Origin of the sequence: Caballeronia sp. GACF4 (assembly GCF_023631025.1) — a bacterium.
GTDB lineage: Bacteria > Pseudomonadota > Gammaproteobacteria > Burkholderiales > Burkholderiaceae > Caballeronia.
Window position 1 is genome coordinate 108,175 of the sequence record NZ_JALQDW010000028.1, and the last position, 14,512, is coordinate 122,686.

General features: G+C 61.5%; 17 protein-coding genes. 7 read left to right on the forward strand and 10 right to left on the reverse strand.

The window, feature by feature from the left end; all coding sequences use genetic code 11:
• Positions 1–33 precede the first annotated feature (33 nt).
• Genes NCR40_RS27540 through NCR40_RS27555 form a run of 4 tightly spaced genes read right to left on the reverse strand, consistent with a single transcriptional unit; the run spans position 34 to position 4,333 of the window.
• The gene (locus tag NCR40_RS27540) at positions 34–1,077 is read right to left on the reverse strand and encodes a Gfo/Idh/MocA family protein (RefSeq protein WP_250511315.1); all 1,044 of its coding nucleotides are present in this window, start codon (positions 1,075–1,077) and stop codon (positions 34–36) included.
• A 20-nt stretch (positions 1,078–1,097) separates the two neighbouring features.
• Entirely contained in the window at positions 1,098–2,000 is a 903-nt protein-coding gene (locus NCR40_RS27545; RefSeq protein ID WP_250511316.1) for an alpha/beta fold hydrolase, read from the reverse strand.
• A 3-nt stretch (positions 2,001–2,003) separates the two neighbouring features.
• Positions 2,004–2,906: a shikimate dehydrogenase family protein gene (locus tag NCR40_RS27550; RefSeq protein ID WP_250469600.1), complete on the reverse strand. Its 903-nt coding sequence runs from the start codon at positions 2,904–2,906 to the stop codon at positions 2,004–2,006.
• Positions 2,903–4,333 carry an MFS transporter gene (locus NCR40_RS27555; protein WP_250511317.1) on the reverse strand — a complete coding sequence of 477 codons (1,431 nt, stop codon included), beginning with the start codon at positions 4,331–4,333 and terminating at the stop codon, positions 2,903–2,905. Before NCR40_RS27555 ends, NCR40_RS27550 begins: the two co-directional genes overlap by 4 nt.
• 215 nt (positions 4,334–4,548) lie before the next feature.
• Here NCR40_RS27555 and NCR40_RS27560 point away from each other — a divergent pair, with 215 nt between their 5' ends.
• Genes NCR40_RS27560 through NCR40_RS27575 form a run of 4 tightly spaced genes read left to right on the forward strand, consistent with a single transcriptional unit; the run spans position 4,549 to position 7,928 of the window.
• Positions 4,549–5,148, forward strand: coding sequence for a nuclear transport factor 2 family protein (locus tag NCR40_RS27560; protein WP_250469602.1), 600 nt, complete (start codon positions 4,549–4,551; stop codon positions 5,146–5,148).
• Complete coding sequence (locus tag NCR40_RS27565; protein ID WP_250511318.1) at positions 5,148–6,227, forward strand: maleylacetate reductase; 1,080 nt, start codon at positions 5,148–5,150, stop codon at positions 6,225–6,227. The genes NCR40_RS27560 and NCR40_RS27565 overlap by 1 nt, the downstream gene beginning before the upstream one ends.
• Positions 6,228–6,236: 9 nt before the next feature.
• Positions 6,237–7,103: an intradiol ring-cleavage dioxygenase gene (locus NCR40_RS27570; RefSeq protein WP_250511319.1), complete on the forward strand. Its 867-nt coding sequence runs from the start codon at positions 6,237–6,239 to the stop codon at positions 7,101–7,103.
• 18 nt (positions 7,104–7,121) lie between these two features.
• A complete protein-coding gene (locus NCR40_RS27575; protein WP_250511320.1) occupies positions 7,122–7,928 on the forward strand; it encodes a sugar phosphate isomerase/epimerase family protein in 807 nt (268 codons plus the stop codon).
• Positions 7,929–7,930: 2 nt separating this feature from the next.
• Here the strand turns inward: NCR40_RS27575 and NCR40_RS27580 are convergent, their stop codons facing one another.
• Complete coding sequence (locus NCR40_RS27580; RefSeq protein ID WP_250511321.1) at positions 7,931–8,710, reverse strand: IclR family transcriptional regulator; 780 nt, start codon at positions 8,708–8,710, stop codon at positions 7,931–7,933.
• A 103-nt stretch (positions 8,711–8,813) separates the two neighbouring features.
• Complete coding sequence (locus tag NCR40_RS27585; protein ID WP_250511322.1) at positions 8,814–9,737, reverse strand: alpha/beta fold hydrolase; 924 nt, start codon at positions 9,735–9,737, stop codon at positions 8,814–8,816.
• 72 nt (positions 9,738–9,809) lie between these two features.
• On the opposite strand from NCR40_RS27585, the gene NCR40_RS27590 reads away from it, so the two are divergent.
• The 3 genes from NCR40_RS27590 to NCR40_RS27600 all read left to right on the forward strand — a co-directional run bounded on the left by NCR40_RS27590 (position 9,810) and on the right by NCR40_RS27600 (position 11,902).
• Positions 9,810–10,196 carry a MerR family transcriptional regulator gene (locus NCR40_RS27590; RefSeq protein WP_250494848.1) on the forward strand — a complete coding sequence of 129 codons (387 nt, stop codon included), beginning with the start codon at positions 9,810–9,812 and terminating at the stop codon, positions 10,194–10,196.
• A 65-nt stretch (positions 10,197–10,261) separates the two neighbouring features.
• Positions 10,262–10,729, forward strand: a complete 468-nt coding sequence (gene cynS, locus NCR40_RS27595; RefSeq protein WP_250511323.1) for a cyanase — start codon at positions 10,262–10,264, stop codon at positions 10,727–10,729.
• Positions 10,730–10,966: 237 nt separating this feature from the next.
• Positions 10,967–11,902, forward strand: coding sequence for a LysR family transcriptional regulator (locus NCR40_RS27600; protein ID WP_250511324.1), 936 nt, complete (start codon positions 10,967–10,969; stop codon positions 11,900–11,902).
• Between the two features lie 129 nt (positions 11,903–12,031).
• Here NCR40_RS27600 and NCR40_RS27605 read toward each other — a convergent pair whose 3' ends face one another.
• The 4 genes from NCR40_RS27605 to NCR40_RS27620 are packed head-to-tail and all read right to left on the reverse strand — an operon-like array spanning position 12,032 to position 14,470.
• The gene (locus NCR40_RS27605; protein WP_250511325.1) at positions 12,032–13,222 is read right to left on the reverse strand and encodes an NAD(P)/FAD-dependent oxidoreductase; all 1,191 of its coding nucleotides are present in this window, start codon (positions 13,220–13,222) and stop codon (positions 12,032–12,034) included.
• A complete protein-coding gene (locus tag NCR40_RS27610; protein WP_244831637.1) occupies positions 13,219–13,389 on the reverse strand; it encodes a rubredoxin in 171 nt (56 codons plus the stop codon). Before NCR40_RS27610 ends, NCR40_RS27605 begins: the two co-directional genes overlap by 4 nt.
• A gap of 26 nt (positions 13,390–13,415) precedes the next feature.
• Positions 13,416–14,018 (reverse strand): hypothetical protein, encoded by a 603-nt coding sequence (locus NCR40_RS27615; protein ID WP_250511326.1) that lies wholly within the window; start codon positions 14,016–14,018, stop codon positions 13,416–13,418.
• Positions 14,015–14,470 (reverse strand): Rieske 2Fe-2S domain-containing protein, encoded by a 456-nt coding sequence (locus tag NCR40_RS27620; RefSeq protein ID WP_250511327.1) that lies wholly within the window; start codon positions 14,468–14,470, stop codon positions 14,015–14,017. Before NCR40_RS27620 ends, NCR40_RS27615 begins: the two co-directional genes overlap by 4 nt.
• Positions 14,471–14,512: the final 42 nt, after the last annotated feature.

Here is a 14,512-nt window from a genome sequence, read left to right on the forward strand (position 1 = left end):
CATATAGAGGTCTGGCGCAAGGAGCGTGCCGCATCAGGTCACGTTCAGTTCGATCAGGCGCCCCAGCCGCGCCGATTCCTCCACGGCGAGCGTTGCCGCAAGCGTGCGTGCGGCGTCGTGTCCGTCTATGACGGGACGCACCGAACCTCTCACGACATCGACGAAATGTTCGAGCTGGTTTGCATACGTGTTCTCCTCGGGCACGGCAAGGCGCGCATCGTGAATAGGCTGGTCGCGTCCCTTCGCGCCTTGATACGACCACATCGTCAGGTCCGGCATGGTGACCGCGCCGTTCGTGCCCGCGAAAAAATGCGTGGGCACGGGACGATAAGCGAAGAGTTCACGGTCCTCGCCCGCCGCCGTGTCCCAGCCCCAAGGCGTCGCGGTCGTGTCGGAGAGACTGATGTTGGCAAGCGCGCCATTCGCGAGTCGCAGCGTGCAGGCCGCCGAGTCTTCCACGTCGAAACCGCGCACCTTGTTCGACGATACCGCCTGCACCGACACGATCTCGCCGCAGATGAACCGCAGCAAGTCGATCTCGTGAATCAGGTTGATGAGAATAGGACCGCCGCCTGGCTGTCTGCGCCACGGCACGTTGAAGTAGTCATCGGGCTTGTACAACAGGCACATGATGTTCGCCATGACGAGCGTGCCGATCTTTCCGCTTGCCACGGCTTCCTTCGCTGCACGCACCACCGGATTGTGCCGCCGATGATGCCCGACGAGCATGGCAACGCCCGCTTCCTTGGATGCATCCGCAAGCGCGTTTGCAGATTCGAGATCGTCTGCAACGGGCTTTTCCATCAGCACGGGAATTTTTCGTTCGATAAACGCGAGTCCCACTTCGAGATGGGTGTGATTGGGCGTGCACACGATAGCCGCGTCGATACGTTCGTGCTTCAGCAACTCGCGGTAATCGGCATAAAGCGGCACGGACAACGACGCCGCATAACTCGCCGACCCGGGCGATGGATCGGCGATAGCCACGAGCCTGCACGACTCGTTACGCGCGATCTCCTGAACGTGACGCCGGCCAATCACGCCCGCGCCGATAACGGCTATTCCAATCTTCTCCATGTATCCAACCTTTTGATCTATCACGATGAGGTGTGTTGCCGAAGGAACGGCACGAGGTCATGCAAGACTTCCTCGTGCGATTCTTCCGGTTGCAAATGGCCGCCGCCGATGCCGCGTCCGCTGACTTCATCGGCCCATGCGTACCAGATTTCGATTGGCGTATGAGCCTGCCCTTTACGCTCTTCCAGGCTCCAGAGAACCATGACGGGACACACGAGCTTGCGGCCCGCCGCACGATCCGCGCTGTCGTGCGCCGAGTCTTCATCGGCTGCCGCGCGATAGTCCTCGCACATTGCATGGCGCACGTCCGGGTTGCGAAAGGCGCGGCGATAGGCATCGAGTGCGTCGCTATCCATGCGTTCGAGGCCGCCTGCCATCTTGCCGAGCGCGCGTTCAATGAAGGCGTCGGGATCGGCGGCAAGCATGCGTTCAGGCAAGTCAGCCGGCTGCGCGAGAAAGAACCAGTGCCAAGCGTTGACGGCGAAGGCTTTATTCACGGATGCGAACGCGTCGATGGTCGGCACCACCGTCAACGAGGCATACGCCGCCACACGCTCGGGATGATCCAGCGCCAGCCGATAACCCGCGCGCGCGCCGCGATCGTGTCCGACGACAGCGAAGCGCTCATGACCGAGTGCGCTCATGAGTTCGACGAGTGCGTGCGCCACGCGCCGCTTGGTCCAGCGTTGTTCGTGCGCGAGCGTGACACTTGCGCCATAGCCGGGCAAGTCGGGCGCAATCACCGTGTAGAAGCGCGCAAGCACAGGCGCGATATAACGCCAGACGAAATGCGTCTGCGGATAGCCGTGCAACAACAACACAGGTGGGCCAGAGCCGCCAATCATGCCGTTGAAGTGCACATCGCCCGCCGTGACATCCAGCTTCGAAAATCCTTCGAACCATTCATTCGCAGCTTGATTCATGGCTCATCCTTGCAGTGACTTGCCGTTCCAGTCGAACGATGCAGGCAAGCCAAAGAAGGACGCGGAAATGGGCATCGCGTAGTTCATCATGTTGCGTCCGTGATGAACCTTCAGACCGTGTGCCTGAGCCGCCTTTAACAGAGCCGTCATGCGCGGTTCCATGATTACATCGGCGACGACTGCGTGCGGTGCAAGTTCATCCAGCGCGAAGGGCAATGGGTCATGCGCATGCAAGCCAACGGGCGTTGCATTAATGGCGAGATCGATACCGCGCATATCCGGCGTGCCGGCTTCGATGCGCGCATCGCTGACCGAGGCGATGGCATCGGCCAATTCGCGCGCACGCTCGGTGTCGATGTCGAAGATAGTCAGGCTCGCGATTTTCTCCAGCCCGACCGACCAGCCGATACTGCGCCCCACTCCACCGCAGCCATGCATATAGACGTGCGCGCCTTCCAGACGCACGCCATCCGCCTGCAGGCCCGCGACGAAGCCCGCGCCATCCACGTTGTCGCCTTCCCATCCGCCATCCGCGCAGCGCCGCAGCAGATTGATCGAGCCGATGCGCTCGGCGCGCTCCGTGAGCGTATCGGCATGACGCATGGCGGCCACTTTATGCGGCATGGTGAAGATGACGCCGTCCACGTTCGCAATGGCCTTGGTGCCGGCGAGCGCGGCATCGAAGTGCGCGCTATCGACATCGGCGGGCAGCATCAGCGCGTTGATGCCGTAGCGCTTCATCAACGTGCTCCACACGACAGGGGCGCGCACATGCGCAATCGGCGAGCCGAAGATATGGAAGAGGCGCGTGAGCGCGTCGGCGGGTGCATCGAGCCTCAGTCTTTCCTCGGTCAAACCGGATGATGTCGTCGTCATTGCCTTCTCTTGTGTGTCGAACGCCGTCATGCGCCGCGCTCCTGTCCGCTTAGCGGCTTCGCCGTATTGGCGCGCTCTTGCGTCGCTTCTTCGCGCAGGCGTTCGTATTCGTGTTTGGGGACCGGCACCGCATCGCGCCGGCCAAGATCGTTCATATGGATGCGATACGTCTCGCGCGCCGAGTATGTCGCCAACGCGGACAACACCGTGATGCCGAACGTGATACCGCCAACGATCAGCCAGATGTTTTGCGAGCCGGGCGGCGCGACCGTCGTGAACAGCGCCGGCAGCAGCGCCGAAATGGCGACGCCCACGTTCTGCGAAATGGCCATCGACGTCACGCGCATGCGCGTTGGAAAGAGCTCGGGATAGAAGCTCGGATACACCGCGTTTTGCCCCTGATACACGAGGCCCCACATCAGTATCGACAAAACGATGGCGAGCGTCACGCTATGAATGCTGATGGCATAGAGATACGCAAACGAAAGCAGCCCGGAACCGACCGACCCGACGATGATCGGCAGCCTTCTGCCCACTCTGTCCGACAGACGTCCCCAGTAAGGAATGACGATCATGGCAGCGACATTGCCGAGCACCGGAATCCACAGATAAAGGCTCTTGCTGAAGCCGATGCCATAGGCCTGCTGCACCGCATACGCGCCGCCGAAGATGGTCGTGACCACGGGAATGACGTTCATGATCGACATGCACATCACGCGCAGCATGTCGTCCCAGCAATGCCTGAACGCGAGCTTGACGGGCGCATGCGGCACCGCGCCACGCTCGCCTTCCTGCGCGAACGCGGGCGTCTCGCGCACCTTGCGTCGAATGAAGTAACCGGCGACCAACACGAGCGCGCTCATCAGGAACGGCACGCGCCAGCCCCATGAATTGAAGGCGTCCTCGCGCATGAAGTGACTCAGCGGCAGGAACACGGCGGCCGCGAGCAATTGCCCGGCGGTGACGCCTTGCATGCCGAAGCTGCCGTAATAACCGCGCCGCCCGAACGGTGCGTGTTCGAGAATCATGGAACTCGCGCCCGAGATTTCGCCCGCCACCGCAAAGCCTTGAACGAGCCGCAGCACGACGAGCAACGCGGGCGCCCACAAGCCGACCTGATCGTAAGTGGGCAGGAACGCGACGGCCATCGTCGAGAAGCCCATCAGAAACATGCAGACGAGCAGGACCGACTTACGACCGTGCGTATCGCCCCAATGCCCGAGCACGACCGCGCCGATAGGACGCGCAACGTAGCCGATGCCGTAAGTCGCGAGCGACGCGGCAATCGCCACCTTGGGATCGCCCTTCGGAAAGAAGATCTGCGGAAAGATCAGCGCCGCGGCCTGCGCGTAAATGAAGAAGTCGTAGTACTCGAGCGCCGAACCGATCCAGCCGCTCGCGGCCGCCAGTTGCGACTGATGCCGTCCGTGCGGCTCATGGTCTGCTGCGTTGGACATCGATGTCTCCATTGGTGATGTAAGTGTGTTCTCATCCGTATTTTCGTTCCATCTTAGAAACTCACATCGAAAACTGTCAACGCGTTTTCACGCACAATTCCCGTATGAGAACAAACTAGGGATAGTCCCTACAAAGCCCAGATAACGCTTGACGGCACGGCCTGCGCTCACTCACCATGGAAACCACTTTCCATATGAGAACACGAGGTCACACAATGAACGAGACACTGCTGGAACGGCTGGCAATACGCGAGGCAATCGAGAATTGGGCCGTGTGGCGCGACGCGGGCGACTGGGAACGCTTCGCCACGCTCTGGCATCCCGAGGGCGTGATGATGGCCACGTGGTTTCAAGGCACGGGGCCGGAATTCATCCGCGTGACGCAAGAAGGCTGGGCGCGCGGCGTCAGTATTCTTCACTTCCTCGGCGGCACGGCTATCGATCTCGAGGGCACACGTGCCATTGCGCAGACGAAGATGACCATCTCGCAGCGCGGCGAGGTCGAAGGTCATCGCTGCGATGTCGTCTGCACCGGGCGCTTCTATGACTTCTACGAGAAATTGGACGGCAAGTGGCTCTTGCGCCTGCGTCAGCCTATCTACGAGAAAGACCGTCTGGACCCCGTCGAAACGGGTGTGCGGCTCGAACTCGATCCCGAGATACTCGGGCTCTTTCCCGAGGGTTACCGGCATCTCGCGTATATTCAGACGAAGATCGGCTACAAGGTAAAGCGCGACATGCCGGGACTAACAGGTCCCGCGGTCGAAGCGCTTTATGCGCGTGGCCGTGCGTGGCTCGATACAGGCACGCTGTGATGAACGCCGTGGCAACAGAGTTCGTTTATAACGCGTTGCCCGCCCGCGTGATCTTCGGTGCGGGCCGGCGCTCGGAGACGGCCGCCGAAGCCGCACGGCTCGACTGTACGCGTCCACTCATCGTGACGACGCGCGAACAGGCCGCATTGGGCGATGCCATCGCGCAGCAGTTCGATCCGGAATCGACACACCGTTTCGCCGATGCCACCATGCACACGCCCTGGGACGTCACGGCGCGCGCCTTGCAAGCCGTAGACCGCGCGCACGCCGACTGTGTGATCGCAATTGGCGGCGGCTCGGCGGTCGGTCTGTCCAAGGCCATTGCATTGCAGACGGACCTGCCGCAGATCGTGCTGCCTACCACGTATGCGGGCTCGGAAGTCACGCCGATCATCGGCGAGACGCGTGACGGCGAGAAACGCACACAGCGCACGCTCAAGGTGCTGCCCGAAATCGTCATCTACGATGTCGAGCTGACGTTGAGTCTTCCCGTTGCGATGAGCGCGGCAAGCGGGCTCAATGCCGTCGCGCATGCGGTCGAGGCGCTCTATGCCGCGGACGGCAATCCGATCACATCGCTGATGGCGGAGGAAGGTATCGCGTCGCTGGCGGCGGCGTTACCCGACGTGGCGCGCGCGCCCGAATCGATCGACGCAAGATGCGCCGCGCAATTTGGCGCGTGGTTGTGCGGCACGTGTCTGGCTTCGGTCGGCATGGGTCTGCATCACAAGATCTGCCATGTGCTTGGCGGCGCATTCGATCTGCCGCACGCGCAGACCCATGCCATCATGATCGCGCATGTCGCCGCTTTCAACGCCGATGCCGCCGCGCCCGCAATGAAGCGCATTGCCCGCGCATTGAACGCGGAGCATGCGTGGACCGGTCTCCACGATCTCGCGGCATCGCTTGGCGTGCCGCGTTCGCTCGAAGCGATCGGCATGCCTGAAGCGGGCATCGATCACGCAATCGACCTCGTCACGCGCAACGCCTATGCAAATCCGCGCGCGCCCGAAAGCCGACCGCTTCGCGCCATGCTCGAACGCGCATGGAAAGGCCTGCCGCCCGCGCTGGTCGAATAAGGACACTCGATGCGAAATTTCAACGAAGACAACATCACGCAAGCCGTGCTCGAACGCTTGAGCGGTTGCGAGAACGAACGGACGCGGCAAATCAGCGAGGCACTCGTCCGGCATCTGCATGCGTTCTTGAAAGAGATCGAACCGACCGAAGCGGAATGGGCCGGCGCTATCGACTTTCTCACGCGCACGGGCCAAATGTGTTCGGAGACGCGCCAGGAATTCATCCTCCTCTCCGATACGCTTGGCGTGTCCATGCTCGTCGATGCGCTCAATCATCGCTTCACGGGCAACGCCACCGAGACCACCGTGCTCGGGCCGTTCTATGTCGAAGAGGCGCGCGATCTTCCGTTGGGCGCGAGCATTTCGCATGCATCGGACGGGCCGGCAATGATCGTGGAAGGCAGTGTGTCGGATCAACATGGCGAGCCGATTGCGGGCGCGCTCATCGAGACATGGCACGCGGACGATCACGGCTTCTACGACGTACAACGCGAGGCGGGCCTGACCGCGCTCGACATGCGCGCCCGTTTTCACGCCGATGAAAATGGACGTTTCTGGTTCCGTTCGATCGTGCCCGCCTTCTATCCGATTCCGAACGATGGCCCTGTAGGCAAGATGCTCGATGCGCAAGGGCGGCATCCTTACCGGCCGGCACATGTGCATTTCAAGGTCAGCGCGCCGGGCTTCGAAACCATCGTCACGCACGTGTTTCTTGAAGGCGACCGCTATCTGGATTCGGATGTCGTGTTCGGCGTGAAGGATGGCCTGATCGCGCGACTCGACACGATAGAAGGCAGCATGAGCCCGGCCGGACATGAAGTCACGCCGGGCACGGCCCTCCTTGCTTATCCCTTTGTTCTGCCCGCAAAGCGCTAAAGACTCACGAATACGACAATGCATAAACTGTCCTTGCATCACCTCACCATGCTGGATGCGCATCCGCTGCAACTCGTCGATGCCGCGCACGCCGGTGGCTTCGACTATTACGGCTTGCGCGTCGTGGCGCCCACGGCGGCAGATAGCATCGTCGATGTCGCGGGCAATCCGGCGCTCATCCGCGAACTCGCCGCGCGCATGGAGGCGACGGGCGTTCGCCTGCTCGATATCGAAGCCATCTGGCTGCAAGAGAGCACGAACATAGACCTTCTCTTACCCGCGCTCGAAGCGGGGCATCGGCTTGGCGCGAAGCATGTGCTTACCGTTGGCTTCGATCAGGACCGCGAGCGTCTCATGCGCAACTTTCGGGCGCTGTGCGAAGTGGCAGCACGCTTCGAAATGACGGTTGGCCTGGAGTTGATCACGTATTGCGCCATCGGCACGCTGGACGATGCGCTCGCCACCATCCAGGCAAGCGGTCAGCCGAACGCGCGGCTTTTGATCGATGCCTTGCAGTACTTCCGCTCGGGCGCGAAGGTTGAGGACATCGATAGTATCGACCCCGCGCTTATCGAATACATGCAGATTTGCGATGGACCGCGTGCCTCGCCGGTTGCGGTGGCCGACCGGCGAACCGAAGCACGCACCGCGCGTCTGCTTCCCGGCGATGGCGAACTTCCGTTGCACAATTTGCTGGTCAAGCTGCCCGCCGACCTGACGCTCGCCGTCGAAGCGCCCACGCTCGCATTGCGCGGACAACCATTCGATGAGCAAGCACGCACGATCATGTCGAGAATGAAGCGCTTCCTTGCAAAAGCGCAGTAACTCTATTCCGCGAGATATTGACGCTGGATGCGCACCGCGGATGCCTTGAGTATTGCAATCGACCGCTCGCCTATTTCCGGCGAGTAACGCACGGCTGGTATCGCGAGATTGAGCGAACCGAGCGGGAACCCGGTGGACGACAAAATAGGCACGCCGAGACCCACGATGCCCGGTGTGAACTCTTCGAGCGAATGAGCGAAGCCGTTTGCACGCACGGATTCCAGCTCGTTCAGCAAGGCTTTCTTAGTGCCGATGGTGTTCTTCGTGAAGCGCTCGAACGACACCGAGCGCATGTATTCGGCGCGCATGACATCGGGCAGGAAGGCGAGTATTGCCTTGCCGCCCGATACCGCATACAAGGGCGCGAGATCGCCGAGCCGCATATGCGATTGCAGGCGCTGCTGACTCACGACCGTTGCAACGACTTCGACCTGCTCGCCCTTGAGTTGATTGAGCGCGCACGATTCCGCCGTTTGCTGCGTGATATCGCCGAGGACCGGCTCGGCGCATGCAATCAAACTGCGCAACTGATTCGACTGCTGCGCGAGTTTCAAAATGGCATCGCCCAGCCGATACCCCTTCGTTTCAGGCACGAAACGCAGATAGCCGCGATCCGTCAGATTGCGGATGAGCTTGGTGAGACTGCTCTTGGGAATGTCGAGCGCCTCGGCAATCTCCGCATGCGACATCTCGCGGCCCCAGCGCGCGAGCAACTCGAAGAGATCGAGTGTGCGGTCCGCCGACTTGACCGTGCTGCTGGCTTCGATTTCCTCACGACGCATGCGCTGCTCCTCGTTCATATAGAGGAACAGTTTAACTGCGCCGTGCTTCGTGTCAAGAATCCGCACGGTAAAGTGCAGATTTTTATTCACGAGTGGGAACTTTTTATTTACCCGATACGGAATCGACGAACGCACCAAGATCGTTATCGAATCGCTTCGGCTCCTCGATGAACGGCGCATGGCCCGACTTCGCATACAGCACGCTCCGCAGGTTCGGGTTGATCTGACGCGCCCGCGCGATAGCCGATTGCGCCTTGACGAGCGCATCGCGCGCGCCGTAGATCAGCAGCACCGGAACATGCGCCTGACCGAGACCATCGGCGGCGGCTACGCTCATCGACTGAACGGCAGCCTGCATGTCCCACGAAGCCATCGCGGCATTGGCGAGCAGGCGCTCGAACGTGACCTTGTCCGGCTGCGTGTCGAAGCAAAGGCTCAGGAAGGTGCGCTCGCCGTCGAGATGCGTCTTGAGATCGGCCGATGTCATGTCGCGATAGACATCGGGATGCGCCACGATCTGCTCGGGCGTAAGCTCGATCACACCATCCACATACACGGCGCCCGCGATCTTGCCGTCACCATAGGCCGCCAGATAGTTCGAGATGACCGCGCCGCCGAGCGACCAGCCAACGAGCACCGGCTTCCTTGCATGCGACGTTTCGATGACTGTTGCAAGATCGTCGGCCCAGCGGCGGCCGTCGGTATAGGCATCGGCATTCGTGGGCTTGCCTGAGCGACCGTGGCCGCGCATGTCGTAAGTGATGAGACGGTAGCCCTTCAGTCGCGCGCTTTTCACCTGCGCATCCCAGTTCAGGCGGCTGCCCAGCAGTCCATGAATGAGCACGACGGCGGGGCCGTCCGGGTTGCCGGATTCCTGCACGGCGAGCGCGACGCCATCCGGTGCATTGACGGTATAACTTTTTTCTTCCGCGAACGCAGCGGGCGATACGGCGCTCAACGCGCCCGTCGCGATCAACGTGGAAATAAGGTAACGAACCATGCGAAAAGACACGATGACACTACTCATTCATTCGAAAGTCCTGAGTCTCGCGCCTCACACTAGTGTCAGGGTCAAGCGAAAAAGTGCTAGTCTTTTTGCATGACACGATCCGCTGAACACACGCTACTGACTATAGGCGAGCTATCTCGCGAAACCGGCGCGAGCGTTCGTTCGATTCGCCACTACGACGAGCATGGCTTGCTTACTTCGGTTCGCGCGAGCAACGGCTATCGCGTGTTCCCGCACGCGGCCATCTCTCAGGTGAGGCAGATACAGCGCATGATCGCGACCGGCTTCAGCCTCGCCGATATCCTCGCGTTTCCCGACTGCATGCGCCTAATCGAAGGCGCGGTGACGTGTCCGGAGACCACCGCATTGCAACGCGAACGCCTGGTGTCGATAGAGCGTCAGATCGCCGATCTGGAACGGCGCCGCGCGCGTCTGCTCAAAACCTTGAACGAAGGCGTCGTGCCGCCGCTGGATTGAGCTTTTTTGCCGTGGTCAACTGTCGGCTTGTTCAACCGACCGGCCATCCGGGCAAAGGAGTCGTCATGCAATCGCAGATTTCGCAGTTGTCGCGTTCCACGCTGACCGAACATATCGTCGATGCCAAGGCGCGCAAGGGACTCACCTACGCCGAACTCGCGGAAGGAACGAGCCTCAGCGTGCCCTACGTGACAGCCGCGCTTCTCGGCCAGCACCCGTTGCCGGAGCAAGCGGCAAAGAGCGTGGCGGACAAACTCGAACTCGGCGACGACGCCGCCGCGCTGCTCCAGACCATTCCCCTGCGCGGCAGCATTCCGGGCAACGTGCCGACGGACCCGACCATCTACCGCTTTTATGAAATGGTGCAGGTGTATGGCACGACGTTGAAGGCGCTCGTCCACGAGCAATTCGGCGACGGCATTATCAGTGCGATCAACTTTCGTATCGACATCAAGAAGGTGGAAGATCCCGAAGGCGGATCACGCGCCGTGATCACGCTCGACGGCAAGTTCCTGCCGTACAAGCCGTTCTGATCCTTTACGTCATGGCGATGGCGCGTTGTGCACACAGCGGCGCGCCTTGCATAACCCTGCGACCATTCTCGCCATAAACGCGGTGCCATGAGTCGGACGGCACAAGGCTTTCGCGGCGACATACGCGTTTGCCCCAGCGTTGACCTGCGCTATATCCGTCCGTATATTTTGCGCAGCCGGGCGCCATAACGAATCACAAGATCGCCCGCGCATCCCCCATGTCAGAGGTGACGCCGCATGATGTCCAGGGAAAGCATCGACTCCCATATGATCCGCGTTCTGCATACGCTCCTCACGGAGTCGAGCGTCTCGGGCGCCGCCAAGCTGCTCGGGCAATCGCAGCCGACTGTGAGCATTGCGTTGCGCAGGCTGCGTGAAATGACCGGTGATCCGCTTCTAGTGCGCAGCGGCAGCCGCATGGTGCCGACGAGTCATGCGCTCACGCTGATCGAGCCTGCCGCGCAGGCGCTCAGTCATATCGACGCGATCCTTCATCCCAACACCGAATTCGATCCGGCGTCGAGCAACTGCACATTTCGAATCGGTTCGCCGGATTATCTCGATGTGTTCTTCGTGCCCGCCGTGATCGACGCGTTCCATCAAGCGGCGCCATCCGCGAAGCTCGAATTCAAGCATCTCATGATGGTCGATGGCGGCTACGAAAACGGCCTCGAAACAGGCTTGCTCGATCTCGTGATCGGCAACTGGCGCACGCCGCCCGCGCATCTGCATCTGCAACCGCTGTGTCAGGACGAACTGGTTTGCCTGATGCGCGCGAATCATCCGGGCAAGCCGGGCGAACTCACGAAGGACGCCTTCGAGAAAGCCGAGCATCTCGCTGTCACGACCTACAACACGACCGCGTGGGGCACCATCGATACGGAACTCGCGCGCAACGGTCTTACGCGCACGGTCACGACCACGCTGCCTTACTTCGGCATGGCGCCCTATGTGCTCGTGCGCTCGGACCTTATCTTCACGACGACGCGCGCGCTCGCTTCCCACTACGCGCGCCTCTTGCCTTTGAAGATGGAGCCGATTCCCGGCGCAACGCCCGCACTCACGTATTACCAGTTATGGCACGAGAGAACGCATCGCAGCGCGGCCACGCGATGGCTTCGCCGCCTCGTCACGAACGTTGCGCGCAAGCTCGCGGTCACACCCGGCGCATAAGCACCATGAAAAACGACGCCGCAAGCTTTTGGCTGCGGCGTCGAAACGTCTACCGTGCGGCATCGAAGCGACAGGTTCTTCAAGCCACCGGCAAGCGCGACGCTGGTCGGTCAGAGGCAAGCTGCGTCGTTATCGTTGTAGAGCGGACTCGAAACTGCCCGATGTCATCGCCTTGAGAAGCGCGGCCTTGGCTTGCGTGGCCGAACCCAGCAAGGCGAATCCGAGTGGCCGGCCATCGGCGGCATGTTCGCAAAGCGCGTGCAGACCGTCGAGCGATTCGTCGGATACGTTGCTTGCATAGCGCCATGTTCCGGTTTCGTCGGGCAGCACGACTACCGTTGGAGATGCGGGCGCTTTAACCGTCACCGGCATGATCGGAAACGCGACGCGCGTTGCCTCGCCCGCGAGCGTGCGGGCAAGCGCGCGTGCTGCGTGCATGATCGGCAACACATACGGCTGCACTTTTCCTTCGATAGCCGCGCAATCGCCGAGTGCGTAAATATCGGCCGCACTCGTGCGGCAATAGGCGTCCGTACGTATGCCGCCTTCTATCGCGATGCCCGCTTGTTCCGCGAGCTGCGTGCGCGGCGCGAGACCTATCGCCGATAACACGACGTCGGCATCGATTGCCTCGCCATCGGAAAGCGTGAGCGCGTAGCCGCGTTCCGCGCGATTCACCGTTGCCACCGAACGCCCGAGACGCAGCCGCACGCCATGTCGTTCGAGAGCTTGTGCAAACGCATGACCCGCGCGTTCGGGCAGCAGCCGTGACAGCGGCGTGGCCGCGGGATCGATCAGCGTGACCTTGTAATTCGCGAGCGCGAGATCGTTGGCGAACTCGCAGCCGATCAGGCCCGCGCCGAGCAGCGCGACCGACTGCGCGCCTTCGAGCCGCTTTCTGAAGCGCACGTAGTCGTCGAGCGAGTTCACCGACAGCACGTCGCCTGCGCTATCGCCCGCGAGCGGAATGCGCCGCGCATCCGCGCCCAATGCGAGCACGAGCTTGCCGTAACGAAAAGATTGTCCATCGACGATGAGTTCGTGCGTATCCGCGAGAACGCGCTCCACCTTGCTGTGCGACAAAATGCTCGCGTTCAGCTGCGTGCCCATGGCGCGCGCATCGAAAGTGACGAGCGCGTGCGGCGCCTTGTTCATGGCAAGCGCGTTGGATAGCGTCGGCTTCGAATAGAAGCTGCCGTCGTCCTCGCTGATGAGCGTGATGGGCACTTGCGCGTCGAGCTTGCGCAACTCCCGCGCCACCGTATAACCGGCGAGCCCCGTTCCCACGATAATGACCGGTAGATCCATGTCGTGACTCATGCCGACACCTCCTGCATCTCGAAGTCCTGCTTGCCCGTTCCGCAATCGGGACAGAGCCAGTCGTCCGGCACGTCTTCCCAGCGCGTGCCGGCGGCAAGACCCGCTTCCGGCAAGCCCAGCGTTTCGTCATAGCGAAAGCCGCAGATCACGCATTCCCAGATTCTCATGATGCTCTCCGTATCCGCCATGGCGATCAGCGGACGTACGCCTGACCGAGACCGATCTCGGCTAGCGCGCGGCGATATGCGCCCGAGGAACGATCCGCGAGAATCGGCGCTTCGGCGGCGCGGTCTATCGGCAGATCTTCGGGACATTGCAATTCGACGATCGCGCGATCTTCCTCGAACACCTGGCGATTGAACTCGTAGACATCATCGAGCGGCAGATCCTTGTCGAAGTTGCGCGCAATCGGCACGAACAGACGCGTCAGACGCGCGGATACCGGGCTCGCGGCGTTGAGAATCGAGAGCCGGCCGCCTTCGGGAAAGAGCACAGTGAGACGTGCAAAGAACGGCACATCCACTTCGAAGATACGGCGCCACAAGAAGCCTTCGGGCGCACGATGCTGCATCGACTTCGGAAAGTTGCTGACGGTGCTGACATACTCCGCGCGCATGCCGTTGCCGCGCCGCTCGACCGTGTAGCTCGGCACCACGGGATTGCGCCGGTCCGCGAAGCTGCGATGATGAATCCACGCGAAATGCGCGACATCGATGAAGCCTTCCGTCTGACGTCCCGCGGATGCCTGGATGTCGATCGAAGGCGGCAAGATCTGCTGAAACCCTTCGCTGTTCATGCGGGGAAATCGGGCAGCGCTTGCTCTCCACCGCCGAGCGACACCCAGATCAGGCCATAGGCTTCCTGCACCGCGTAAGTGGTCAGGCGCAGACGGTCGGGAATGGTGCCGCCTTCCTGCGACGGAATATGCTTGCACTTGCCGTCCGCACCGTATTCGAGGCCGTGATAAGGACACACGAGATGGCCGTTCTCGACCCAGCCTTGACTCAGCGGCGCGCCGCGATGCGGACACACATCGCGCGCGGCGACGAGTGCATCGTTCGCACGAAACACGACGAGCGGCTCATCGAGCAGCGTGACGCTCAACGGTTTGTCCGCGACCTGCGAAGCAAACGCGACCGGATGCCAGTATTGGCTGAGGATTTGCCAGTCGTGCGGATCGAAAGTGCAATTGCGTGGAAGATTGGGCGCGCGCTGAAACGTCAGCGGCGCGACGGTGGGGGTCGCCATGTTCGTGTCTCCAAGGAACTGGATCGTGTTGAAGCGGCCGGG

Excerpts from the sequence above, each read along its gene's own strand:
- NCR40_RS27545 (WP_250511316.1), bottom strand. The coding sequence starts at position 2,000 with ATGAATCAAGCTGCGAATGAATGGTTCGAAGGATTTTCGAAGCTGGAT.
- NCR40_RS27620 (WP_250511327.1), bottom strand. The coding sequence starts at position 14,470 with ATGGCGACCCCCACCGTCGCGCCGCTGACGTTTCAGCGCGCGCCCAAT.
- NCR40_RS27560 (WP_250469602.1), top strand. The coding sequence starts at position 4,549 with ATGAACGAGACACTGCTGGAACGGCTGGCAATACGCGAGGCAATCGAG.
- NCR40_RS27575 (WP_250511320.1), top strand. The coding sequence starts at position 7,122 with ATGCATAAACTGTCCTTGCATCACCTCACCATGCTGGATGCGCATCCG.
- NCR40_RS27590 (WP_250494848.1), top strand. The coding sequence starts at position 9,810 with ATGACACGATCCGCTGAACACACGCTACTGACTATAGGCGAGCTATCT.
- cynS (WP_250511323.1), top strand. The coding sequence starts at position 10,262 with ATGCAATCGCAGATTTCGCAGTTGTCGCGTTCCACGCTGACCGAACAT.
- NCR40_RS27550 (WP_250469600.1), bottom strand. The coding sequence starts at position 2,906 with ATGACGGCGTTCGACACACAAGAGAAGGCAATGACGACGACATCATCC.
- NCR40_RS27565 (WP_250511318.1), top strand. The coding sequence starts at position 5,148 with ATGAACGCCGTGGCAACAGAGTTCGTTTATAACGCGTTGCCCGCCCGC.
- NCR40_RS27540 (WP_250511315.1), bottom strand. The coding sequence starts at position 1,077 with ATGGAGAAGATTGGAATAGCCGTTATCGGCGCGGGCGTGATTGGCCGG.
- NCR40_RS27600 (WP_250511324.1), top strand. The coding sequence starts at position 10,967 with ATGATGTCCAGGGAAAGCATCGACTCCCATATGATCCGCGTTCTGCAT.
- NCR40_RS27605 (WP_250511325.1), bottom strand. The coding sequence starts at position 13,222 with ATGAGTCACGACATGGATCTACCGGTCATTATCGTGGGAACGGGGCTC.
- NCR40_RS27580 (WP_250511321.1), bottom strand. The coding sequence starts at position 8,710 with ATGCGTCGTGAGGAAATCGAAGCCAGCAGCACGGTCAAGTCGGCGGAC.
- NCR40_RS27615 (WP_250511326.1), bottom strand. The coding sequence starts at position 14,018 with ATGAACAGCGAAGGGTTTCAGCAGATCTTGCCGCCTTCGATCGACATC.
- NCR40_RS27610 (WP_244831637.1), bottom strand. The coding sequence starts at position 13,389 with ATGAGAATCTGGGAATGCGTGATCTGCGGCTTTCGCTATGACGAAACG.
- NCR40_RS27555 (WP_250511317.1), bottom strand. The coding sequence starts at position 4,333 with ATGTCCAACGCAGCAGACCATGAGCCGCACGGACGGCATCAGTCGCAA.
- NCR40_RS27570 (WP_250511319.1), top strand. The coding sequence starts at position 6,237 with ATGCGAAATTTCAACGAAGACAACATCACGCAAGCCGTGCTCGAACGC.
- NCR40_RS27585 (WP_250511322.1), bottom strand. The coding sequence starts at position 9,737 with ATGAGTAGTGTCATCGTGTCTTTTCGCATGGTTCGTTACCTTATTTCC.